Origin of the sequence: Bacillus sp. 204(2023) (assembly GCF_037027505.1) — a bacterium.
GTDB classification, from domain to species: Bacteria; Bacillota; Bacilli; order Bacillales; family Bacillaceae; genus Bacillus; species Bacillus subtilis.
The window spans coordinates 191,373-215,724 of the sequence record NZ_JAXCHE010000001.1 but is presented as its reverse complement, the minus strand read 5'-3'; the positions used below and the strand labels follow the sequence as shown (position 1 = coordinate 215,724).

Sequence of the window (24,352 nt, the reverse complement as noted above, 5' to 3'; positions counted from 1 at the left end):
CTTACGCGTTGATTTTTTCGATCGTCAATTTAGTGTAAGGCTGACGATGACCTTGTTTTTTATGAACGTTTTTCTTTGCTTTGTATCTGAAAACAGTGATTTTTTTCGCGCGGCCTTGTTTTTCAACTTTAGCCGTTACTGTCGCGCCTTCAACTGTAGGGTTGCCGACTTTCACGTTGTCTCCGCCAACAAACAAAACGTCTTCAAAAGTAACTGTTTCACCTGCTTCAGCAGCAAGTTTTTCGATGTAAACAGTTTGGCCTTCTTCAACTTTGATTTGTTTACCGCCTGTTTTAATGATTGCGTACATTCTCTGCACCTCCTATTAGACTAAGACTCGCCAGATACCAGGGGGCTGTAAAAGCTCTTAACACCTGTACTGAGCGGTTGTAGCAATGGTGCTACATCCATAACATTAAAAAATATACCAAAATACAAGGCGTTTGTCAATCAGTTTTAGTAGGGCAGAAGCAGTTCCTCCATGGAAGAATTCGTCCGCTTATCGGCAAAGTAAGCGTGCAGCACTTCATTCTCGTCAAGCTGGCTGAGCTTTTGGCCTGATTTTTCTATAATAATCGGATGCTTACAGCCACGTTTGAACTCGGCCATCACATGATAGACTTTATCCTCCGCCTTTACTGTCAGCGGCAGAAGTTTCTCAAGCTCTCTGTTTTTTCCGTAATACCTTTCGAGGAGAAATCTCACATGGGTATAGTGCCTTTGCCGATATTCCTCAAACAAGGAAACAGCCAGAAAGACAAACAAAACCCATGCGCTGATTTGCAGAGGAATCACGAATAAAACCCAGCACCCGAGCAACAGGCAGAAGCAGAGCGACGTTTTTAGATTAAGCCGGTGAGCCTTTTGAAAAGGCAGCTGTTTGGAAAACAACAAAAATAACAGTTTTCCTCCATCCAGCGGCCAGATCGGCAGTAAATTGACAAATAAGATAGAAAGATTATAAAAGGTGAAGAGTTCAAAGGTATGCTGATGAATCACTGAGACTTCTGCAAGCATCCAGGCGGCAAACTGAAGCCAGATGTGCTGAAGAGGGCCGGCAATAATGACCGCAAACTCTTCCTTTAACGGCCGATTTCCGTGCTCTTCCACTTCGACCGTTCCCCCAAACGGCAGCAAAAAAACACGCTTGATTCTCCAAGAAAAAAATACGGCCAGAGCAGCATGCCCCAGCTCATGAATCAATACAATCAGGAGCAGACATAATAATGCTTTCATATGGCCTGTGAGCAAGCCCAGCGCCGCGATAATCCAAAGAAAAGGATGCACATGGATCTTTAAGATAAGGTCGAGCCATTTATTCAAATGTAATCACCTGAATCGGATCAATAAATTTATCGCCGTCTTTCATGGCAAAATAATAGACCCCTTTATTATGATCATCAAGCTTAATCGAACCGAGCTTTTTGCCTTTATCCACAAAATCATATAAAGCAACATCCACATCTTTGAGCTCGCCATAGATACTATAGGTGTTGTCAGCATGCTGCACCTTAACCGTCAGTCCCGTCTGGCTGTCTTTGCTGACTTCAACCACATAGCCTTCTTTTACACTATCAATCTTATCGCTGCTTGTTTCGACTTTAATTCCTTCCCCATTGTCCTGAAAATCCTGCTGTACTTTCCCGGATGCAGGCGCGATCAGATCTTTGCCTACTTCAATCTGCTGTTCCTTATTTTTGTGTTCAGGAGCCAGGAAAGCAAGCGGATTTCCGAATTTGGTTTCGAACCAATGGCTTGCTGAGGCAAATTGAAATTCAGTTTCAAAGGTTTTGGCTACGGCGGGTTTAATCTGACTGACGGGTCCAATGTTTGTTTTATAGGCTATAGCTGAAACGAGAACAAGGCAGGCCGACAGAAGACATTTCAGGATAATTGAATCTGTTTTCACCAATGGGTGTTTTCCGTTGAAAGTTGGCATGTTATCTTCGTAGACCGGAAGTGTTCCATGCTTTTCCTGATCCGTTACCATCACCCAGGACGGGGGTTTCTGCTTTTCAGAAACTGTCTGAGTAGAGAAACGTTTTGAGCCGGAAAGCTGTTTTCTTCTTTTCTCTAATCGTTTTCTGATTTCATCTGCTCTGTGACTCATTGCCATCATCCTTTGCATTCGTTGGGTTTGTACATCATATGTCTTGTCCATGGCAAATATTCGGTTTAGTCAAGAACAAAGCAGGCAAAAACAAAAAAACCTGACACAGCATATGCTTTGTCAGATTCTTCTCTTTGATTCTATCACATTAAGATCTTACTCCGAAAAATGACTTAATCTTAGCCATCATTCCTTTGTTTTGCTCTTCAAGCACCTGTAAAGGAACAGATTCACCTAAGATGCGGCGGGCAATATTGCGATATGCAATAGAAGCGCGGTTTTTCGGGTCCATCGCAATCGGTTCACCATGGTTGGAAGCTTTGATGACTTCATCATCATCAGCCACGATTCCGAGCAAATCGATCGACAGATGCTGTACGATTTCGTCGATATCCATCGTGTCACCGTTTTTCATCAGGTGATTTCTGATTCTGTTTACAACAAGCCGCGGCGATTCAACATTTTCTTCTTGCTCCAGCAGCCCTATAATACGGTCAGCATCACGAACAGCTGAGATTTCAGGCGTAGTGACCACAATCGCTTTATCAGCTCCGGAAACGGCATTTTTGTACCCTTGCTCGATTCCGGCAGGACAGTCTATGATGACATAGTCAAATTCCTGTTTGAGCTCTTGGACCATGTTTTTAATTTGTTCAGGAGCAACAGCTGTCTTATCGCTCGTTTGAGCAGCGGGCATTAAATAGAGCAGATCATCGAAACGTTTGTCTTTTACGAGCGCCTGATGCATTTTGCATCTGCCCTCTACAACGTCTACCAGATCGTAAATAATTCTATTTTCAAGACCCATTACAACATCAAGGTTGCGCAGTCCTATATCAGTATCTACTAAGCATACGCGCTTCCCTAAAATGGCTAAGGCGGTACCGAGGTTCGCAGATGTTGTTGTCTTACCTACTCCGCCTTTTCCCGAAGTTATTACGATAGCCTCACCCAATTCACATTCCTCCCTCAAGCCTTGTTAGATCAGGTCTTAAATGAGCCAAATGTTGAAGGCGTTCAATGACCATATTTCCGTCTGTATCTAAATAAGCACATTCCATTTCGTTCCCTTTTTGAATGTGGTCTGGGGAGCGATTTAACACATGATTGATTCTTAATTGTGTCGGAAGCATTTCAGAGGCGGCGATGACCGCTTGATTATTTCCATTAAACCCGGCATGCGCGATTCCTTTCAGTGAGCCCAGAACAAAAATGTTCCCTCCGGCCCTGACTGTTCCGCCGGGATTCACGTCACCGATCAGGAGCAAGTCGCCTTTTACCTGCAGCACTTGGCCTGAACGGACAATTTTTGATACAGAAATAATTTCGGCTTCCTCTCTAATCTGCTGTGCTTCTTTTTTAGTAATGACTTCACTGTCAATAGAATGAACAAACAAATCTTTCTTTGACGCAATCAATTCTGTTAGCTGTTCCTCTTGCTCCTTATATAAAAAGCGATTTCCCAGCTTAACATGAACGCTGATTTTCTGGCCTTTTCCATCGGTATATTGTTCAATTGACAGCATATTCTGAAGACCATCGAGAAGCTCATCAAAAGAACACGCATCATCCAGATGCAATGTTAGTCCATTCTTTGTTCCTTTTATTGTTACATATTGCTGCTTTTTGGTCTTCACAATATTCACCTCAACAACATACTCATTTCGTCAAAAAAAGATAAAATCCTTTTTACTCATCTCTCAATTCTTTCTTTAGACTCATAAAAAACAATCTAAATGGCAGAACAAGAATAAGAGCTGCTGCAATATTTAATAAAATTGTCGGTATAAACCGGTCAAGCACAAATCCGTTAAACGTCATAATGTCTTTATGAATCAAAGACTGAATGCCGAATACGTAAAATTCGAGCAGACAGACAGCCAGAACTGCTATCAATATCACTACAAATGCGTTTGTATGTAACACTTTAAACGCTTTTGAAGCCAAATAGCATAGCCCTGCAAAACCAAACATGTAAACGCCTAATAGACTTGTATAGTTCATGTCATATAGAAAACCAAAAATAAATCCGTAAATCATCGCGTGTTTTTGGTTGATAAAAGCCGACATGAATATCAATACAAGCATCAAAAAACGCGGGGCGAGCACTTGGTCATCTGTAACGAAAGGAAAATGCACCAAATCTGTAAAAATGCTTTCCGCAGAAAAAACAAGCATCATAACGAAAGGGAGAAGGAAACGTTTCACGATCCTTCCTCCTCTGTATCGACAGTCGGCACGTCACGGTTAACAACGATCACATTATTTAAATCGGTAAGGTCAGCCGCAGGTTTTACATAAGCAACCTTCGTTAGTCCATAGGAATCTGACTCGATATCAGTCACTTCACCGATTGTCAGCCCTTCTGGGAAAACACCGCCTGTCCCTGATGTTTCAATAAGATCGCCTTTTTTCACGTCTTGTTTATCCTTACGCTCAATAATTGTCATCTTAAGACGTTTTTTCTCTTTGTCATATCCTTCGATCAAGCCGTAGCCTTTGCTTCCTTTTTTTCCGGAAATTTTCGTCGCGACTCTGTTATTGCGGTCAGTATCGCTTAAAAGCTGAACAGTAGACGTAAAATTATTAAGTCCGGAACTTTTGATCTTGCCGATTAATGCGCCTTTTTCGTTTGTAACGGCCATATCTTTCGCTACGTTTTGCTGAGTCCCCTTGTTAATGGTGACCTGTTTCGCCCAATTATCAGGGCTTCTGGCGATGACCGTTGCTAAAATCGGCTTGTAATCTTTAATCGATTTGACATGGCCAAGCTCGTCTCGCAAGGATTTGTTTTCTTCTTCAAGCTCTTGAAGCTTGGCTTCATATTGTGTCTGTCCGTCAAGCTTTTCTCTTAGACGCTCGTTTTCTTTGTATGTGTTTTTTAAATCATTGATGTTCTCAAATATTCCTGCAAAAAATTCGGCAGGCGTATGAAAAATATTTTGAAATACTCCCGTCGTATCGCCGATCACTTTCTCAGGCCAGGTGGTATTGCGGCCGCCCTTCAGCGAAAATCCAATCATAGCCACCAATATGATAATACACAGAAGTAATAGCATTAACCGCTTATTCGGCATCGTGTTACACCTCTTCTATTGAACTCCCGATTATCTAGTTTTCCCTTTGAAAAGATGGATGTGCTCCAGTGCTTTCCCTGTTCCGATCGCTACACAATCAAGCGGATCTTCGGCGATAAGGACCGGCATTTTCGTTTCTTCGCTGATGACTTTGTCCAAATTGCGCAAAAGCGCTCCGCCGCCGGTTAACACTATACCTCTGTCCATGATATCTGCTGCAAGCTCAGGCGGTGTTTTTTCGAGTGTGCTCTTCACTGCTTCGACAATTGTAGATACAGTGTCGCGTAGAGCATTAGAAATCTCTTTTCCTGTAATTTCAATTGTTTTCGGCAGACCTGTGAGCAAATCGCGTCCGCGGATTTCCATGTTGTCGGATTCTTCAGGAGCTTCTGCAGATCCGATTTCCATTTTAATCGCTTCAGCCGTACGGTCACCGATCATCAGGTTGTACGTTTTTCTGATGTAGTTGATAATCGCGTCATCCATCTCATCACCGGCTACACGGATTGACTGAGAAGTTACAATGCCTCCGAGGGAAATAATCGCAACTTCTGTCGTACCGCCCCCGATATCAACAACCATGCTTCCAGTTGGTTCCCAAACTGGCAGATTGGCTCCGATTGCTGCGGCAAAAGGCTCTTCAATCGGATACGCGTCACGCGCTCCAGCCTGTCTTGTCGCATCGATAACAGCGCGTTCTTCAACAGCTGTAATGCCTGATGGGACACATACCATTACATATGGTTTTCTGGCAAACATGCCTTTATTTTTTATGGCCTGATTGATGTAATATTTCATCATCGTCGCCGTTGTTTCATAATCAGCGATAACGCCGTCTTTCATCGGGCGAAGAGCCACCACGTTGCCCGGTGTCCGTCCAATCATATTTTTCGCATCATTTCCGACAGCGACAATCGATTTCGTATCCGTCTGCAAAGCGACAACTGACGGCTCTCTCACAACAATTCCTTTTCCTTTTACAAAAACAAGCGTATTCGCAGTTCCAAGATCTATACCAAGGTCTCTAGCACCAATTCCAAACATATGTATGTATCTTCCTTTCTTAAAGCAAAAATACCCTAAAGGGAAAAACTCATAAACTCTATTATAGCTTAATTCGACGAAAAAAAAAGTGTTACAAATATCCTTTTTCCTTTAAACTCACAAATTTTTTATCCCCGATCACCAAATGGTCAAGCAGCTCGATGCCAATCAGGTTTCCGCATTCAAACAGCCGTCTTGTCACTTCAATATCTTCCCTGCTCGGTGTCGGATCTCCAGAAGGATGATTATGAACACAAATAAAGGAAGCGGCAGATCGTTTAAACGCTTCTTTAAACACCTCTCGCGGGTGGACAATAGATGAATTCAGGCTTCCGATAAATATGGTGCGTTTATGGATGACTTGATTTTTTGTATTTAAGTATAAACAGACAAAATGCTCCTGGGTTAAAAAGCGCATATCCTCCATGACAAGATTAGCGCCGTCTTCCGGGGAGCGAATAACGAAATGTTCTTCGTTGGCTAATTTATGAATCCGGCTTCCAAGCTCAACTGCAGCCAGTATTTGAATCGCTTTTACCATACCGATTCCCGGGATGCTTGACAGCTCTTCAACCGATGCTTCCTTGAGCAGACGCAGCCCATCAAATGAGCGCAGCAGCCGGTTTGACAGGTCCAAAACAGATTCGTGTTTAGTCCCTGTCCGCAATAATATAGCCAAAAGTTCATGGTTCGCTAAGTTCTCGGCTCCGACTTTCAGAAGCCGTTCTCTTGGCTTTTCTTTGATTGGGAAATCTTTGAGTTTTAATGGCAGATCGTGTATGACCAAGCACTCCTTTTCTTTCCCTTCCCGTTTATAGAACCGTCATGCCCTTATATCAAAATGGCGAAGAGCTCTCATTGTTTTTGATATAGGAAGGCCCATGACTGAATAATAATCTCCGTCTATTTTCTTTACAAAAAGCGCGCCTCTTCCTTGGATGCCGTATGCACCTGCTTTATCCATCGGCTCTTTTGTTTCAATATACGTCCAAATCTCTTCTTCACTGAGGGACCAAAACGCAACTTCTGTCTTATCATAAAAAGTCTCGCTGTGATTTTCAGCTTGAATGCTGACCGCGGTTATTACTGAGTGACTTCGGCCTGAAAGCCTCCGCAGCATAGAAGCAGCTTCTTCTTGATCCTGCGGTTTGCCAAGACATTCGCCGTCAAGGCATACCATTGTATCAGCACCGATAACGATTGCATGCGGGTGGAGATCAGCTACAGCCTTAGCTTTTTGTTTTGCCAACCATTGGACGTTTTCTTCTGGTGAAAAGTTTCGATTTAATTTTTCTTCTACTTCACTGACAATAATGGAGTAGGGCAGCTGGAGAAGATCGAGGAGTTCTTTCCTGCGCGGAGATTGTGATGCAAGTATTAGCGGTTTTGTCATGTTCGTCATCCTTTCAGGGTTTGCTTAAGAAAAAAAGATACTCGTTTATCCTACCAAATCACGAGGCTTGTCACAATTTCAGAAAAATAACTTTTTCATGACAAAATAAAAAAAGCCTGTCACTAAAGGACGAAGGCTCAGGGCACTATCTCTTATTTTACGACGGCTAACAGCTCCTGCTGAGCCTTCCACCCGGCTTCAGCACTTGGATCCTCTAATTCCTTTAAAGCCTGCAAAATCGCTTTTTTCTCTCCTGTTTCTGACGCTTTTGTTTCACCAAGCGACTTTTCTATTTTCTCTACACTCGCTTTTGTAATGTCTTCACCGAGAATCGCCTTTGCTGCAAGCTCCGCTGTTTCCTTAAAAGTATCTGTCATATCTGACTCTATTGATAAGGAAAGCTCCTTGCCTCCCCAGGCTTCAAAATCACTGTCGATTAAAACCTGTCCTAACTGCTGTGAGACATTCTTATCACTGGCTAAGCCCGCAATGACATACGTATACCCGTCATCCTTTGACAGTGACACGGCGGAATAACCCTTTTCGGTCAATTGTTCTGTTAACGTTTCGGCACCCTTTTCATTTGAAAATTTCCCGGCTTGCACAGCGTATGTTTTGTATGTACCTTCAGTTTGCGCCGCTTGTTTTTCTGCGCCTGAGGTTTGTTTATCAGCAGAAGTATCTCCGGCTTTTGCCGTTTGGCTGCCCAGAGAATCCTCTAAAGAGGCCGGTGCTGACGCTTCTTTATTCCCCGATATGCTTAACGCGAATAGCCCTAATCCAGTGCCAATGACAGCCGCGAAGGCAATCGTCGCAGCCACTCTTTTTACTGGTTTGGCAGTCCCGGTCTTTCCTTTTGCATAAGACTTTGTTTTTTTCTTTTGATAAGGAGGAACAACTTTGGGGTCCTCTTTAAACACCTTGTCCTCCTCGGAATCCCAATTAAATTCATCTTCATCAGGATGTTCCTGGGATGCCGCAACCTCTTGTTCTGCCTGTCTTTTTTCCTCCCAATTTGAGAATGTCATGCTTTTATCCGCCTCTGTCTCAGGCGTCTCTTGTTCGTAAACCGTCTCTTCTTTTCCATTAATCGTCACCTTGAGGGCTTTTTCTGCGGCTTTACTGTTTTTTTTATTCTTTCTTTTTTTCAATTCCGCTTCCTCCCTTCATTTGCTTGACCGTTCTTGTCGGCTTTTCATGCTACACACTTTAGCACAGGCAAAGAAAAAAAGAACAAGACTTTTGTCGCCTTGTCCAAAAAACGTTCGTCAAATTTTTCAGCAGTCAGCCCAATGCCATTTTGATATAAAAAGAAATGATAGAGTCACCGTATAAATAGGCTAAAATGCTCCCTGCGGCTATAGCGGGGGCGAAGGGAAGCGGCTGCCTTTTAGCGAGTCTACCAGTCAGAACAGCTGCCGCTCCATATAATGCACCTATCAAAACAGAAAAGAAAAAGGCAGCTGCCAGCATTTTCACACCAAGCACAAAGCCAATCACCGCAAATAATTTAATATCTCCTCCCCCTACTCCCCCATGGGTGATTGCGGCAATTACAGCCAGAAATAGAAATCCGGCTGCCGCACCTAACAGGCCTGCATACCAGGAATCAAGCGGAGAAATCAATCTCGCGGCCGCCAAAAAGGGAAGAAAGAAAATCAATATTCGATTTGGAATCAGCATAAAATGAAGATCTGTCACTGCAACAATAATGAGAAGAGAGATAAACACCAGAGCGGGAAACAGTTCCAGCGACGTGCCAAAGCGTATTCCTGCGGCGGCAAATAAACACGCTGTCACAAGCTCTGCTGCGGGATACATAAAAGAAATCCTATGCCCGCAGCTTTTACATTTACCTTTTTGAATTAGGAATGACAGGATGGGAATTAATTCTGCAGGAGTTAATGTCCGCCGGCAAAACGGGCATGATGAACGGGGCGCAATAATAGATAGATGTAAGGGGATACGGCACCCGGCCGTATAGTAAAAAGAACCAAGGATCAGCCCAAAGATAATAAGAATGGATAGCATAGACAACACACCTTTACTCATTGAGTTCTGGTATGGATTGTAGCAAAATGGACATCCTGAGCTCCAATTGGGAATATTCAATTTTACACATAAAAAAAACGGCAGAATCTTTTTTTGATTCTGCCGGAGCCGGATGCTTTTATTTCAACCTTTTTCGAATGTCAGAAATAAAGTAAAGAGATCCGGTAATCAGCACAATTTCATTTGAGCCCTTTTTGCTTTCTATGAATTTGATCACATCGTCTGGATCTTCACTCCAGCTTTTATTGCTGATTTCACTTGCATCATAGAGATCTTTTGCAAGAGAAGCACGCGGGAAATCAAAAGAAGCAAAATGAATCGCATGAGCAATGGTTTCCAGTCTCTTAATCATGTTCTGATACGGTTTGTCCTTTAACGCGCTAAACACCACAGAAATGCGTGAATTGGCGAAACGCTGCTTCATCGTTTCCGCCAGCTTTTCGACACCTTCTTCGTTATGCGCACCGTCTAAATATACCGGAGGATGCTCCTGAACAAGCTCTAACCGTCCCGGCCAAGCAGCATTCACAAGCCCTCTCCTTAACGCTTCGTCACTGATATGGGCGATATTCTCCTTATTGAGCCACTCCGCAGCCAAAATGGACAAAGCAGCATTTTGTCTTTGATGGGTGCCAATCAGAGATGTCCGAATATCTTCATAGCATTTCTCTTCCGTTTTGAATGAAAACTGTTCTCCTGCAGGCAGAGCCTCTTCATTGAAAATAACACATGCATCATGCAATGACTGGAACGGCGCAGCATGCCGTTGAGCTTCATGGCGGATGACCTGTAAAGCTTCCGGCTGGGTAACTGCTGTAACGATTGGAATACATTCTTTAATAATACCGGCCTTTTCTCCTGCAATTTCTTCAATGGTGTTTCCCAAAATGTTCATATGATCGTGTCCGATGCTTGTAATCACAGTTAAGAGCGGTTCAACCACATTAGTAGAATCGAATCTACCGCCCAGACCTGTTTCAAAAATAACAAAATCGACCTTATGAAACTCTGCAAAATATAAAAATGCACAAGCTGTCATAATTTCAAATTCTGTCGGCTGTCCGTATTCCGTTTGATCAAGGGCTTCAACGTGCGGTTTCATTTGATTGACGAGTGCTGTCCATTCCTCATCTGAAATCGGTATCCCGTTTACGCTGATCCGTTCATTAAACGTAATAATATAAGGCGATGTAAATGTTCCAACCGTATATCCGGCTTCCTGCAGCATAGAACGGATAAAAGCGACAGTTGATCCTTTACCGTTTGTTCCTGCGACGTGGAACGCCCGGATTTTTTTTTCAGGATGTCCTAACCGCGCCATCAGCTGTTTCATTCGGCCAAGTCCGGGCTTCACCCCGAATTTCAGCCGCCCGTGAATCCAGCTGCGCGCATCTTGATATGCAGTAAACAATGATAATCCCCTCTTTTATAAGACAAGGCGGTTTCTCTAGAAACCGCCCCGGCTTTTCATTAACCCTTCAGCTCAGCCATTCGTTTTTGAACAGCGTCACGCTTCACCACATAATCTTTTTCTTTTTCACGTTCTTCATCAATTACGTGTGCAGGCGCTTTTTTCATAAATCCTTCATTTCCAAGTTTCTTTTGGACACGCTCAACTTCTTTTGTCAGTTTATCAAATTCTTTTTGCAGACGGGCAATTTCTTCATCAATATTGATTAAGCCTTCAAGCGGTAGAATAACCTCTGCTCCTGAGACAACGGCCGTCATCGCCTTATCAACAGCCTCAATATCGGTGCCGATTTTAAGCACGCTCGGATTCGTAAAGCGTTCAACATATGAACGGTTCGCTTCGAGGCGGGCCGCTATTTCGTCTGTGCTTGTTTTAATATATAGTTCAACCTGCTTGCTCATTGGCGTATTGACTTCACTGCGGATATTACGCACAGAACGGATCAGCTCAACAAGAAGCTTCATGTCAGCTGCCGCTTCAGTATCGGTATGCTCCGGCACTACTACAGGCCATTGACTTACTGTAATCGATTCCCCTTGGTGAGGAAGGTGCTGCCAAATTTCCTCCGTTAAGAATGGCATAAACGGATGGAGCAGACGCATCGTTTGATCAAGTACGTAAGCAAGGATGGAACGGGTAGTTTTCTTAGCCGCTTCGTCTTCTCCATAAAGCGGAAGCTTCGCCATTTCAATATACCAATCACAGAAATCATCCCAGATAAAGTTATATAAATGGCGTCCCACTTCACCAAATTCATATCGATCAGCAAGCTGGGTCACGTGCTCGATCGTTTCATTTAATCGCGTTAAAATCCACTTGTCAGCAACTGACTTTTCGCCTGACAGATCAAGCTCATCGTACGTCATGCCATCCATATTCATTAATGCAAAACGGGAGGCGTTCCAAATTTTATTGGCAAAATTCCAGGTCGATTCCACTTTTTCATAGCTGAAGCGCAGATCCTGGCCAGGAGAGCTTCCAGTCGCAAGGAAATAACGCAGAGAATCGGCTCCGTACTTGTCAATCACATCCATCGGGTCGACACCGTTGCCAAGAGATTTACTCATTTTCCGGCCTTGCTCGTCACGGATTAAGCCGTGGATTAAAACATCTTTGAACGGGCGCTCGCCTGTAAATTCAATGCCTTGGAAAATCATGCGTGATACCCAGAAGAAAATGATATCGTACCCTGTCACGAGAACATCTGTCGGATAGTAGCGTTTAAAGTCTTCAGCCGTTACATCAGGCCAGCCCATTGTGGAGAAAGGCCATAGCGCAGAACTGAACCATGTATCCAGTACGTCTGTATCCTGTTCCCAATTTTCGCTGTCTTCCGGCGTTTCAAGCCCGACATATAGCTCGCCTGTTTCTTTATGATACCAGGCAGGAATACGATGGCCCCACCACAATTGACGGGAGATACACCAGTCGCGGATGTTTTCCATCCAGTGTAAATACGTTTTTTCGAAACGGTCAGGCACAAAGTTGACCTTTTCTTCTTTCTTTTGCAGCTCAATCGCTGCATCAGCAAGCGGCTGCATGCGCACAAACCATTGTGTAGAAAGATAAGGCTCCACAACAGCCCCGCTTCGTTCACTATGGCCGACAGAGTGCATATGATCCTCGATCTTGAAGAGAACTCCCGCCTCCTGTAAATCTTTCACGAGCTTTTTGCGGCATTCAAAACGATCCATACCTTGATATTGCAGAGCATTTTCATTCATCGTGCCATCTTCATTCATGACAAGAATGCGTTCTAAATTGTGGCGGTTGCCAAGCTCGAAGTCGTTCGGATCATGAGCAGGCGTAATTTTCACGGCACCTGAACCAAATTCCATATCAACATAGTCATCACCGACAATCGGAATTTCACGATTTACAATCGGCAGGATCACCGTTTTTCCGATAAGGTGTTTATAGCGCTCGTCTTCAGGGTGAACGGCAACAGCTGTATCACCGAGCATTGTTTCAGGACGTGTCGTCGCAATTTCAATTGAGCCTGAACCGTCAGCAAGCGGATAGCTCATATGATAGAATGCACCTTGAACATCCTTGTAAATCACCTCAATGTCGGATAGGGCTGTTTTTGTCGCTGGGTCCCAGTTAATAATATATTCGCCTCTGTAGATCAGGCCTTCTTCATAAAGCTTAACGAATACTTCTCTTACCGCTTTGCTCAAGCCTTCATCCAGCGTAAAACGTTCACGGGAATAATCTAGGCCAAGACCTAATTTCGCCCACTGACTGCGAATAAAGTCAGCATATTCTTCCTTCCACTTCCACGTTTCTTCGAGGAATTTTTCACGGCCTAAATCGTAGCGGGATTTGCCTTCTTCACGAAGTTTCGCCTCTACTTTAGCCTGTGTCGCGATGCCGGCGTGGTCCATGCCAGGAAGCCACAGCACATCATAGCCCTGCATGCGTTTCATTCTTGTTACAATGTCTTGCAGCGTTGTATCCCATGCGTGGCCAAGGTGTAGTCTTCCAGTTACGTTTGGCGGCGGGATGACAACAGAGTATGGCTCTTTTGTCTGATCACTGTTCGCTTCAAAAAATTTGCCTTTTAGCCAAAAATCATATCGGTCTTTTTCAACCGCTGCCGGATCATATTTCGTCGGCATTGTTTGTTCATTCGTTTCCATCATAACCCTCCAGCATGTTTAAAAATGGCTGAGAACGAAAAAAGAGCTCTTCATCCCTGTAAAAGGACGAAAAGCTCTTTCGCGGTACCACCTTTTTTCATGAACTCTATCAGTTCATGCACTTATAACGGATAACGGGTGTTCCCCGAATTTCTCTACTCTTCTTTCAAGAAATTATGCTCCCGGGCGACCTTCCAATCAGACAACATAAGAAGCCTTTCAGCAAACGGCTTCTCTCTCTGCATGCGCCTTTTTTGTACTCTTCCCGTTCTAAGCAGGTGTATTTATCAGCTCATTGTATACATTATTTATGTTCTTTATTATAGTAAAAGTGTTTTTGATTCGTCAATCATCTTTTCCAAAAACACCGCTATCTATACAGATGGGCAGGCACCTATTGCCCAAGTTTACATATGATGCTTGTAAATGCGTAGAGGAGGATGCACCGTGAAGAAACGTTTCAGCTCTTATTCACTGCCGCCATGGGTAAGGCAAATTCGGCTTGTATCCGCACAAGTGATTATTCCCATTACGATTTTTCAAGGAATCAGAACCATTTTCTTTCCGACAACCTTTGATGTTTTGCTGCTCGCAATCCTAATCTTTTTAGCTTGCGCCCTTCATTTAGAATGGATATAAACAAACAAGTCCGCGTCATTAAGACGTGGACTCGTTTTCAGCCTGAAATTTTTTCTCTTGTTCAATCTGATGGATTTTCATCACAAACGGCTCTATATTTTTCATTTGCCAATAAGCCTTTAATAATTGTGTACATTCCTCTTTTTCATGCTGTCTTTTCCCAGTTTGATAACCGTTCAGCACGTTGTACATGGCTGCCGGATATGCCATATAGCTGAGAAAAAGGCTGACTTCCGCTTCACGCAAAGGGAATGATTTCGTATATCCATAAAACCATTCGACGCATTCCGGACAAGCTTTCGGAAAGCCTCTGAACATTTTTGTATAAAAGCCGAGCAGGTCGTTTTGCGGCGGACCGACAGATGCTCTTTCGAAGTTTGTAAAATATCCGGTCCCGGCATCATTATACAGAAAATGGTGTATAGACAGGCTGCCGTGGTTCATTACAACCCTTGAAACGTCCTTTTCCTTTGCAGACTCATACCAGTCCTCCAACCGTTCCAGCGCAAAATTCACCGCGGAAATGGTTTCTGAAAAATAGGTTATGGCCTGGAGTTCAAAAGGAGAAAGGTACCACTCCTTCTCCGCTCTATCTACAAACTGCTCATAGAAAATTTTATCTTGTTCCCACTTTTTTTTCGTTTGCCCGTAATAACGTTCAATCTCATCACGCCTAACCTTTAGTTCCTGCGCGGTTCTCTCGTGAAGACGGGCTGTTTCTCTAAATAAATAAGCATGTTTCTGATCCCGTTCTTCCTCTTGGTCAAATTGGAGCCAAGGCATTAAATAGTAGGTATCTCCGTATTGTATGCCTGCTGAGAAAAACTCACCGCTATTTGTTCTGTAAACGGGAACGAATGAACGAAAGCCTTTTTCCTCAATCGCCACCATATGATCTGTAAAATGCTTGCCGCGACCTTCTTTCAATTTTTTCAGGGCAAATATGCCGTAGTCTGTATACACTTTCCAAACAAGAGGACTGACAGGCTCAATAAATTGAGCAGTCAGTCCGTATTCCTGAAGAACCGATTGGGTATCTTCCATTTCATTCACCACATTTTCCGATCGCTTACGGTTTACGCATGGCTATTTTTATATTGAGGAATATAGAGAATCTGTCCTGCTTTTAATTCATCATCCAAGGCTAAAGAATTCATCCTGATCAGCTGCTGGGATGTAATTTCATACCGTTCGCATAAACGCTCGATCGTATCTTCCTGCTGCACAATACAAATTTTCATTCTCGAAAACTCATCCGCTTCTTTTGTAAAGAGTTTTGTTAAATAAAGAGAATTATCACTTTCCTTTGTTTGAGGTTCCTTCGTTTCAGCAGCAGGAGCAACCCTAGGAACAGCATCCGTTTCCTTCCTTTCAGTCTCAGAAGATTCAGGCAGCTGGAAGGATTGAAAAGGTGTTTCTTCCTTAGGCTCTTCAGCTGATGGTGTTTTTCTCACTTCAATTTCGAAGCTCTCTTCCTCTTGTTCTTCCTCCTCCAGCAGCTTAGGCGCTGAATAAAAAGAATCCTCCTCTTCTTGTTCAGGCAGGAAGGTACGGTATGCCGGTTCAGGCAATTCTTCTTGTTCTTCCTCCTCCGAGCTTGTTTTTTGATTGAAATGGAAATGTAAATCGGCTTTGTCATTCTCCACATATACAGCTGAAGCTGTTTCTCTGCTATCTTCTATGGAGAGAGCGGCCTCTGATACACTCTCCAAAGCTTCATCCGCTTCCGCCTCTTCTTGGCAAAGCGCAGGATCAGCCTGATCCGATTGAGCTGCTTCTTCATTTTGAGCCTCTTGGCGCAGCACATATTCATGATTAGGAGACACTGTTGTTTCCTCTTTTTCCTCTGCAATCACAGTCTCTGAATGAAGCTCAGCTTCCAAAGCAGGCGATTCTTCTGCTCCAGCGTGTTCACGAAGCTCAGTCTCCGCTGGAGAGTCTGCTTCTTCACGAACATCCGCTATTGCAGCTGCCGGCTCAGCCGTTTCTTTTTTTGCTTTAACGATCTCTTGAATCTCTATTTCTGAAGGATCAGGTTCTGGCTCAGATTCTTCTGTTTCCGATTCAGCACGAACCTCCGTTTCCGGCACAGCAAGCTCTTCTGACTCTTCTTCCTCTTTCACATCTTCTCTGGCCTCTGGTTCTGAAGCAACCGATTCAGGCGGCTCAGATTCTGCTTTTTCTGTCTCCAGTTCTTCACGGAGGCCCGCTTTCGAGATAAAAAGTTCTGGCGGTTCGGCTGGCGGTTCATGCTGAAGAACTGCTTCCTCTGCCGATGATGCACCCGGTTCTTCTACTACACTATGTGCCGGCGGCTCTGAAAGCTCTTCCTCCCTGAATGCCGCAGGAGCTTCATATAAAGGTATCTCCGGCTCTTTGTCTTGCGTATCGTCCAAAAGCCCTTCGATCGCTAAATCAGCTTGAATTGTTAAAATGCGCGAATCCGTCAATTGATAGTCAAATGCGTCAATAAAGACAAAGACATCCTGTAAATGGCTCACTTTATTTTTCGGAATGGTAATATCCACAGGAAAACAGTGAGTCAGTTCCGCACTTCCATCCTCTCTCTTTCTGACTTGTTCAACAAACCGCTTATCTGTATAAATCTCTTCGGTATGTTTGTTTTGATCTATGTTGTACTCACCTGTAAGTTCAAGCGATCCTATGATTGATACATAATCATTTACTTCCTGAACCCTAATATCAGGATCTAATGAAATAGAAAGCAGTTCAGAAACTTCCTGTCCTTTTTGGAAACAGATCGATTCTTCTACAGAAAATTGCAATCGATGATTTTGCGGCAAGTTCATATCCTCCTTTCATCTAATCCTTAAAATTAGATGTCACTAAAGGTGTATGTATGAACTGGAGAAAATATGAGTGGGAGAGCACGAAAAAACCGGCACAAGGAGTCCTTGATACCGGTTTTCACTCTTATCTGCGGCTGATCTCAGCAAATACTTTCTCAGCTGCCTGGATTGTGTTTTCAATATCTTCATCAGTATGGGCCGTTGAGAGGAAAAGACCTTCGAATTGTGATGGCGGAAGGAATACCCCTTCATTTGCCATCCCTTTATAATAGCTTGCGAACAGCTTCAAATCAGATGATTTCGCTGTTTCATAATTGATGACTGGTTCGTTTGTAAAGAAGAAACCGATCATCGAACCTGCACGGTTAAAGGTATGCGGAATGCCATGAGCCTCGGCAGCTTTTGAAATTCCTTCTTCCAGTCTGTCGCCTTTTTTGATGAAATTCTTGTAGGAATCAGGTGTCAGCTGTTTCAATGTCTCTAAGCCAGCCGTCATCGCAAGCGGATTGCCTGACAATGTACCAGCTTGATAGATCGGGCCGCTTGGAGCGATCTGCTCCATGATTTCTGCCTTTCCTCCATAAGCGCCGACAGGAAGTCCGCCCCCGATTACTTTTCCTAAACAAGTCAGATCAGGCGTTACGCCGAAGTAGCCTTGAGCGCAGTTATAATCGACCCGGAAGCCAGTCATCACTTCATCAAAAATCAGCAGGGAACCGTACTGCTCAGTGATATCACGCAGACCCTGCAGGAAACCTTCTTGCGGCGGAACAACACCCATATTTCCAGCAACTGGCTCTACAATGACTCCCGCAATGTCTTCACCGAATTGCTGGAAAGCAAGCTTTACACTTTCTAAATCATTGTACGGAACGGTGATGGTGTTTTTCGCAATACCTTCAGGCACCCCCGGGCTGTCAGGCAGACCGAGAGTGGCAACACCTGAACCAGCTTTAATCAAGAGAGAATCGCCGTGTCCGTGGTAGCAGCCCTCAAATTTTAAAATCTTGTTGCGGCCCGTATAGCCCCTTGCCAAACGGAGGGCACTCATTGTAGCCTCTGTTCCGGAGCTTACCATTCGTACAATTTCTACAGATGGCACACGATCAATGACGAGCTTAGCCAGTTCATTTTCTACTTCAGTCGGAGCACCGAAGCTTGTCCCATATTCAGCCACTTTTTTGAGGCTTTCTACGACGCGGTCATTTGTATGCCCTAAAATTAAAGGCCCCCATGACAAGACGTAGTCAATATATTCATTCCCGTCAATATCAAAGATTTTCGAGCCTTTTCCGCGCTCCATAAAAATCGGGTCCATGTCTACCGATTTAAATGCGCGAACGGGACTGTTCACACCGCCCGGCATGAGTTTTTGCGCTTCTTTAAAAGCCGTTTTTGATTTTTCATAGCTTCTCATCTGCCTCAACTCCTGTCAACTGAATAAAATTACTCCGCAAGCCATTTCGCTGCGTCTTTCGCATGATACGTAATAATCAGGTCGGCACCCGCGCGCTTCATGCTTGTCAAAATTTCCAACACAATTTCTTTTTCTTTGATCCAGCCGTTCTGCGCTGCAGCCTTCACCATTGAATACTCTCCGCTTACATTATAAGCGACGAGCGGCAAAGTAAACTCATTTTTTACGTCACGCATGATATCCATATAAGAAAGCGAAGGTTTGACAATCAAAAAGTCCGCGCCTTCCTCGACATCTGATTGTGCTTCGCGGAGTGCCTCCATACGGTTGGCAGGGTCCATCTGATATGTTTTGCGGTCTCCGAATTGCGGTGTGCTGTTTGCTGCATCACGGAACGGACCGTAAAACTCGCTAGAATATTTCACAGCGTAAGACATGATTGGAATATTGACGAATCCTTCTTTATCAAGTGCTTCTCTGATCACTGTAACAAATCCGTCCATCATGTTTGATGGCGCAATGATATCCGCACCTGCTTTCGCTTGGCTGACAGCTGTCTGCGCCAAAAGCTCCAGCGATTCATCATTGAGAATGACCCCGTCTTTGACAAGTCCGCAATGGCCGTGGTCTGTGTATTCGCACAGGCACGTGTCAGCGACAACAACCATTTCAGGGAAGTGTTCTTTAATTTCTGTGATGGCTTTTTGGACAATTCCGTGATCATGGTACGCTTGTGTTCCGCAATCATCCTTTTCTTCCGGGATGCCGAACACGATAACAGATTGAATGCCCAGTTTGACCAGCTCCGCTACTTCACCCTTCAATAAATCTAATGATACATGGTAAACATCAGGCATTGACGGAACAGCTTTTTTGCCTTCCAGCCCTTCAACGACAAAAATCGGATAAATAAAATCTGATGGATGCAAACGTGTTTCCTTTACCATTTCTCTCATTGCTTTTGATGTCCGCAGGCGGCGGTGTCTATTAAATGATTGACTCATATTCTCTCTTCCTCTCTTGACATGCTGCACATTAACTCAAGCATGCCATCTATTGTAAATGTATCAGGCGTATGCGATGTGATGCCGTACGTCAGAAGGGCATCATTTGTTAAAGGCCCAATGCTGATACAGGCCGTCCCATTCGCCTTCCACTTTTTTAATTCTTCTCCCAAGACATGCATAAACGTATGTACGGTTGATGAACTCGTAAATGTTACATAGTCAAAGGAATATTGACCCGCAGCGTCTTTCAGTGCCTCAATGCCTTCTTCATCCGGAATCGTTTCGTAGAGAACCCATTCCTTTACTTCAAAACCGAGCGGGACAAGCTCTTGTTTTATCACATCACGTGACAAATTCCCTTTCATCACGGTAATGGGCTCCCCCGGTTCAGCATGCTGCTTAAGAGCGTCAGCCAATTGTTCAGCAATATACTCCTGTGGCATCACATCAACCGATACGTTATGCGTTTTTAAACGGCGGGCGGTTTTTTCACCGACGGCTGCAATTTTTTTATGCGCAGGGAGAATAAGCTGATTTTCCTTCAGATAAGAAAAAAAGAAGTCTGCCCCGTTCACACTTGTAAAAACAAGCCAGCCTGGCGCAGCAAGATCCTCTCTTACCTGTTCCGCAACATCATTCGGCAAAGCGCGGCGAAACGTAATCAAAGAGGTTAAAACCGCTTTACCGCCAAGCGCCTCCACTTTTTGCTTAAATGATGTTGCCTGTGCCTTATTCCGGGTGACAAGCACTGTTTTTCCTTTCAACGGAAAATCATTTTCCATCCTCATCAAGCTCCCGTTTTACACGATCAATTAAATCTTTTGCTCCTTTGTCAGCCATAAGAGCGGCACAGCGCTTTCCTACTTCCTCAGGATCGTTTCCGGTGACGGTTTCTTTAAAAATGATTTTGCCGTCAGGTGAAGCGACAAGACCTGTCATTTCAATTTCATCCTGTCCATTTAACACGGAGTAGCCCGCGATCGGAACCTGGCAGCCGCCCTCCATCGCGTTTAAAAAAGCACGTTCCGCTAAGACAGTCCGTTTTGTATATTCATCTGTAAACTTAGAAAACAACGCCAACAGCTCTTCATCCGATTCTCGGCACTCAATCGCCAGTGCTCCCTGCCCCACAGCAGGCAAACAGCGCTCAGGCTCAAGGAATTCGGTTACGACATCTTGCTTCCAACCCATTCTAGAAAGGCCGGCAGCCGCTAAAATAATCGCGTCATAATCCTCTGTTTCCAGCTTTTGAAGTCTTGTATCTATATTACCTCTAATCCATTTAATTGTAAGGTCAGGGCGCTCAATCAAAAGCTGCGCGCTTCTTCTTAAACTGCTTGTGCCAATGACAGCACCTTCCTTCATTTCTGAAAGCTTTACGCGATTCTTTGAAATAAGGGCATCACGCGGGTCCTCCCGTTCAGGAATACAGCCGATCACAAGGCCTTCAGGCAAAACAGCAGGCATGTCCTTCATGCTGTGCACTGCCATATCAATCTCTTCGTTTAAAAGCGCCTGTTCAATTTCTTTGACAAACAGCCCTTTTCCACCCACTTTTGAGAGTGTAACATCGACAATCCGGTCGCCCTTTGTCACGATCTCTTTAATTTCAAAAGCAAACGAAGGATTGATTTCCTTCAGTTTTTGAATAACCCATTTTGTTTGAGTCATAGCGAGTTTGCTTCGTCTGGAACCTACTTTAATCGTTCTCATCATTTCTTTCCTCCCGAATCTGCTTGGGACATCGTTTAACTGAACCAATGGAATTGCGACAGGCTTCCAAGCAGGAAATAATTGATCATCAGCACCAGAAAACAAGCCGTATTCCACAGTGCAGCGACCTTTCCTTGCAGCTCTTTAATCAGCCTGATATAAAGATAATAGCTGTACAGCAGCAGGACGACAAACGAACCAAGCACTTTGGCGTCAAACCAATACAGCGTTTCTAGTGAGACATATGCCCATATGACGCCGAGAATCAAACTCAGCAGCAGCATGGGAACCCCAATGACATTTAAAACATACGCCATATAATCAAGCTTAGATAAATCTTCTATTCTCAACAGCCATTTTCCCCACTTTTTCTTTTTCAGCAGATGATATTGAAACATATACAGCACAGAAAAAACGAAAGAAAGGGAAAAAGCGCCGTATGAAAGAATCGCCATTGTAATATGAATCACCAAAAGCTCGGATACAAGCTGCCCGGAAAAAGCAGCTGACTGCTGCTCTGTCGGTGAAAATGTGTGAATGGCGATCATAGAAAATCCTATAACATTTGTAAAAAACACGATAAAGTCAACACGTAAAAGCTTTGTCAGTACAAGTGACAGCGTGACAAGCACCCAGGCATAAAAATAAAGCGCCTCCGTCACATTTAATACCGGAAACCGCCCCGTCACCCACATAAAATAGGCCAAATACACGGTTTGCAGAGTCCAGACAATAGAAAGCAACCAGAAGGCCATTTTTCCAGCCTTCCGGTTGTGTTGAAGAAAATCTATAAAATAAAAGAGTACACTTAACGCGTAAATGACGATTGTCCCCTCATTAAGCCTTGCCATTGCAGTATCAATCATTCAGCTTTCACTCACTTACAAGTGGGCTAAAGCCCGCTTTTGATTCAGCCTTCTTAAAAGAGTGGACCTTCTGGCTGCTTTCAACGGTTTTCATCATTTGACGGCCCGCAGCTTCTTCAATATCAAAAATCTGCATAAACAACGCAAGCTTTTCTTCAGAATCAGCATCTGCAGCAAGCTCTTTCACCTTTAAAATCGGATCACGAAGCATTTGGTTAATAATACTTTTGGTGTGTTTGTTCAACAGTTTTTTCTCTCTTGTGCTTAAGTGAGGCAGCTTACGCTCAATGCTGTCCATCGTTTCTGACTGGATGGCAAGCGCCTTTTCGCGCAATGCAGAAATAACAGGCACAACACCAAGTGTATTCATCCATTGTTTAAATTCCACAATGGTTTCTTCAATTAACAGTTCAACTTTTTCAGCTGTTTCTCTCCGCTCTTTCATGTTCGCTTCTACAATGCCTTCCAGATCGTCGATATCATAAAGAAAAACACCTTCAAGATCATTCAGCGCCGGATCAAGATCTCTAGGCACGGCAATGTCGACCATAAACAGCGGGCGTCCCTTGCGAAGCTTATTCGCGTTTTCCATCATCTCTTTGGACACGACAAATTCACTTGCACCGGTTGAACTGATTAAAATATCAGCCTCCGCAAGCGCGCTTTCAAGCTGATTCAAGCTTCTCGCTTCACCTGAGAAACGGTCTGCAAGCTCCTTCGCTTTCAAGTATGTTCGGTTAATGACAGTGACCTTGCCGATTCCCTGTCCGTGCAGGTTTTCCGCAGCAAGCTCGCCCATTTTTCCCGCACCGAGAATCAATATGTGCTTGCTTGAAAGATTTCCGAAGATTTTTTTGGCAAGTTCAACTGCAGCATAGCTTACTGACACCGCATTTGAGCCAATGTCTGTTTCGGCGTGAGTCCGTTTGCCCACTGTAACCGCCTGCTTAAACAGCTCATTAAAAATAGTCCCGATCGTTTTTTCTTGCTGAGCTGTTTTAAAGCTGTCGCGTACCTGTCCGAGAATCTGCGTTTCGCCAATCACCATAGAGTCAAGTCCGCAGGCTACACGGAATAAATGCTCAACAGCGGCATCGCTCTCATAAAACGTTAAGAACGGTGACAGCTCTTCTTTGCTTAATTGAAACCAATCAGCTAAAAACTTTTTTATATAATAACGGCCGGTATGGAGCTGGTCGACTACCGCATAAATTTCAGTGCGGTTGCAGGTTGAGACAATGATGTTTTCAAGAATGCTTTTCTCTTCTTTCAGCTGCACCATTGCTTCTGCCAGCTCATTCGGCTGAAAACTTACTTTTTCACGTATCTCAATAGGGGCGGATTTATAATCTACTCCCACAACAAGTATATGCATCGCTCTAATTACACCCCCAACACCCAATCTTAATTTATAATCATTCTAACATAGAACTCATTATTTATAATAATTATAACATAGTTTCTTTCACAAAATGTGAACAGATTTTAAAATTCTTATGCTATATTAGAAAAAGCTTCAGGGAAAAGAAGCATTCCTATTGACAATACCAAAAACAGCAGAAATTTACTACACATCAGCTCTAAAAAACAAGAAGGTGATATCATGAAACAAAAATCAATTTTATTCCCTTGTCTGCTGCTTGCCGCTTCTGTATATGCATGGCTTGAAAGCGGCCAAGCCGAACTGTTTTCAGGGCAGGATCAATGGCCTGTTCTCCTCATGCTGTTAGGCGCAGCCTTTGTATATCAAGGAAAAAAAGAAGCCGTCACACCCCATTTTTTTATTGGTTTGCTTCTCTTCGGGATCGGTTTACACTTTTTTGCCAAGCCGAAGTGGGTATGGTGGCCGGATGATTTTGAAATGCTCCTCTTTGTGATCGGCTTCTCACTTCTCGTTTCAACCGTTCAAAAAAAAGAATATGTATATGAAGCTGTGTCGATGATTTGTTTTTCCCTGTTTTTGTACTTTTTCAAACAAATTATGGCATGGCTTGAGTCTGCGCATATTCCAACAGCGCTTCTGAAGGAGTATTGGCCGTTTGTCTTTATTGGAATCAGTTTATTGTTATTATTGATAAAACGAAAAAAATCTATACGATAAATAAAACCGG

24 protein-coding genes and 2 other annotated features are annotated in these 24,352 nt (G+C 43.8%); of the genes, 2 read left to right on the top strand and 22 right to left on the bottom strand.

The annotated features are described in order from the left end of the window. Position 1: 1 nt before the first annotated feature. The 14 genes from rplU to valS all read right to left on the bottom strand — a co-directional run bounded on the left by rplU (position 2) and on the right by valS (position 13,789). The gene (gene rplU, locus WA279_RS01055; protein WP_010330275.1) at positions 2–310 is read right to left on the bottom strand and encodes a 50S ribosomal protein L21; all 309 of its coding nucleotides are present in this window, start codon (positions 308–310) and stop codon (positions 2–4) included. 13 nt (positions 311–323) lie between these two features. Further along, positions 324–399, bottom strand: a sequence feature (ribosomal protein L21 leader region). Between the two features lie 57 nt (positions 400–456). Then, a complete protein-coding gene (spoIVFB, locus tag WA279_RS01050; RefSeq protein WP_103803775.1) occupies positions 457–1,323 on the bottom strand; it encodes a stage IV sporulation intramembrane metalloprotease SpoIVFB in 867 nt (288 codons plus the stop codon). Further along, on the bottom strand, positions 1,316–2,110 hold the full coding sequence (gene spoIVFA, locus WA279_RS01045) for a stage IV sporulation protein SpoIVFA (protein ID WP_029727118.1): 795 nt from the start codon (positions 2,108–2,110) through the stop codon (positions 1,316–1,318). The genes spoIVFB and spoIVFA overlap by 8 nt, the downstream gene beginning before the upstream one ends. Positions 2,111–2,258: 148 nt before the next feature. Beyond that, on the bottom strand, positions 2,259–3,065 hold the full coding sequence (minD, locus tag WA279_RS01040; RefSeq protein ID WP_014664846.1) for a septum site-determining protein MinD: 807 nt from the start codon (positions 3,063–3,065) through the stop codon (positions 2,259–2,261). Between the two features lies 1 nt (position 3,066). Continuing rightward, a complete protein-coding gene (gene minC, locus WA279_RS01035) occupies positions 3,067–3,747 on the bottom strand; it encodes a septum site-determining protein MinC (RefSeq protein ID WP_004398901.1) in 681 nt (226 codons plus the stop codon). A gap of 52 nt (positions 3,748–3,799) precedes the next feature. Continuing rightward, complete coding sequence (gene mreD, locus WA279_RS01030) at positions 3,800–4,318, bottom strand: rod shape-determining protein MreD (RefSeq protein WP_004398811.1); 519 nt, start codon at positions 4,316–4,318, stop codon at positions 3,800–3,802. Beyond that, positions 4,315–5,187: a rod shape-determining protein MreC gene (gene mreC / locus WA279_RS01025; protein WP_003222609.1), complete on the bottom strand. Its 873-nt coding sequence runs from the start codon at positions 5,185–5,187 to the stop codon at positions 4,315–4,317. The genes mreD and mreC overlap by 4 nt, the downstream gene beginning before the upstream one ends. Positions 5,188–5,217: 30 nt before the next feature. Beyond that, the gene (gene mreB / locus WA279_RS01020) at positions 5,218–6,231 is read right to left on the bottom strand and encodes a cell shape-determining protein MreB (protein ID WP_003229650.1); all 1,014 of its coding nucleotides are present in this window, start codon (positions 6,229–6,231) and stop codon (positions 5,218–5,220) included. A 91-nt stretch (positions 6,232–6,322) separates the two neighbouring features. Then, positions 6,323–7,018: a RadC family protein gene (gene radC / locus WA279_RS01015; protein ID WP_015384272.1), complete on the bottom strand. Its 696-nt coding sequence runs from the start codon at positions 7,016–7,018 to the stop codon at positions 6,323–6,325. A gap of 36 nt (positions 7,019–7,054) precedes the next feature. Further along, entirely contained in the window at positions 7,055–7,624 is a 570-nt protein-coding gene (locus WA279_RS01010) for a Maf family nucleotide pyrophosphatase (protein WP_004398496.1), read from the bottom strand. Positions 7,625–7,776: 152 nt separating this feature from the next. Further along, complete coding sequence (gene spoIIB, locus WA279_RS01005) at positions 7,777–8,775, bottom strand: stage II sporulation protein SpoIIB (RefSeq protein WP_047182972.1); 999 nt, start codon at positions 8,773–8,775, stop codon at positions 7,777–7,779. A 133-nt stretch (positions 8,776–8,908) separates the two neighbouring features. Next, a complete protein-coding gene (locus WA279_RS01000) occupies positions 8,909–9,655 on the bottom strand; it encodes a prepilin peptidase (protein ID WP_336153947.1) in 747 nt (248 codons plus the stop codon). A gap of 139 nt (positions 9,656–9,794) precedes the next feature. Continuing rightward, positions 9,795–11,087, bottom strand: coding sequence for a bifunctional folylpolyglutamate synthase/dihydrofolate synthase (locus tag WA279_RS00995; protein WP_336153946.1), 1,293 nt, complete (start codon positions 11,085–11,087; stop codon positions 9,795–9,797). A gap of 59 nt (positions 11,088–11,146) precedes the next feature. Then, complete coding sequence (gene valS, locus WA279_RS00990) at positions 11,147–13,789, bottom strand: valine--tRNA ligase (RefSeq protein WP_336153945.1); 2,643 nt, start codon at positions 13,787–13,789, stop codon at positions 11,147–11,149. A gap of 59 nt (positions 13,790–13,848) precedes the next feature. Beyond that, positions 13,849–14,071: a binding site (T-box leader), on the bottom strand. A 165-nt stretch (positions 14,072–14,236) separates the two neighbouring features. Between valS and WA279_RS00985 the strand changes: the two genes are divergently transcribed. Beyond that, entirely contained in the window at positions 14,237–14,428 is a 192-nt protein-coding gene (locus tag WA279_RS00985; protein WP_003222590.1) for a hypothetical protein, read from the top strand. Between the two features lie 18 nt (positions 14,429–14,446). Here WA279_RS00985 and cotN read toward each other — a convergent pair whose 3' ends face one another. The 8 genes from cotN to hemA form a co-directional block, all read right to left on the bottom strand. Next, entirely contained in the window at positions 14,447–15,472 is a 1,026-nt protein-coding gene (gene cotN, locus WA279_RS00980) for a spore coat protein CotN (RefSeq protein WP_336153944.1), read from the bottom strand. 32 nt (positions 15,473–15,504) lie between these two features. After that, positions 15,505–17,232: a spore coat morphogenetic protein SpoVID gene (gene spoVID, locus WA279_RS00975; protein ID WP_336153943.1), complete on the bottom strand. Its 1,728-nt coding sequence runs from the start codon at positions 17,230–17,232 to the stop codon at positions 15,505–15,507. A 130-nt stretch (positions 17,233–17,362) separates the two neighbouring features. Continuing rightward, the gene (gene hemL, locus WA279_RS00970) at positions 17,363–18,655 is read right to left on the bottom strand and encodes a glutamate-1-semialdehyde 2,1-aminomutase (RefSeq protein ID WP_015384279.1); all 1,293 of its coding nucleotides are present in this window, start codon (positions 18,653–18,655) and stop codon (positions 17,363–17,365) included. Between the two features lie 29 nt (positions 18,656–18,684). Then, positions 18,685–19,659 (bottom strand): porphobilinogen synthase, encoded by a 975-nt coding sequence (gene hemB, locus WA279_RS00965; RefSeq protein ID WP_336153942.1) that lies wholly within the window; start codon positions 19,657–19,659, stop codon positions 18,685–18,687. Beyond that, entirely contained in the window at positions 19,656–20,444 is a 789-nt protein-coding gene (hemD, locus tag WA279_RS00960; RefSeq protein ID WP_153256325.1) for a uroporphyrinogen-III synthase, read from the bottom strand. Before hemD ends, hemB begins: the two co-directional genes overlap by 4 nt. Then, positions 20,434–21,378: a hydroxymethylbilane synthase gene (gene hemC, locus WA279_RS00955; RefSeq protein ID WP_336153941.1), complete on the bottom strand. Its 945-nt coding sequence runs from the start codon at positions 21,376–21,378 to the stop codon at positions 20,434–20,436. The genes hemD and hemC overlap by 11 nt, the downstream gene beginning before the upstream one ends. A 32-nt stretch (positions 21,379–21,410) precedes the next feature. Continuing rightward, positions 21,411–22,241 (bottom strand): cytochrome c biogenesis protein, encoded by an 831-nt coding sequence (locus WA279_RS00950; RefSeq protein WP_003222575.1) that lies wholly within the window; start codon positions 22,239–22,241, stop codon positions 21,411–21,413. A 7-nt stretch (positions 22,242–22,248) separates the two neighbouring features. Next, the gene (gene hemA, locus WA279_RS00945) at positions 22,249–23,616 is read right to left on the bottom strand and encodes a glutamyl-tRNA reductase (RefSeq protein WP_004399038.1); all 1,368 of its coding nucleotides are present in this window, start codon (positions 23,614–23,616) and stop codon (positions 22,249–22,251) included. Positions 23,617–23,844: 228 nt separating this feature from the next. On the opposite strand from hemA, the gene WA279_RS00940 reads away from it, so the two are divergent. After that, positions 23,845–24,342 carry a hypothetical protein gene (locus WA279_RS00940; RefSeq protein WP_336153939.1) on the top strand — a complete coding sequence of 166 codons (498 nt, stop codon included), beginning with the start codon at positions 23,845–23,847 and terminating at the stop codon, positions 24,340–24,342. Positions 24,343–24,352: the final 10 nt, after the last annotated feature.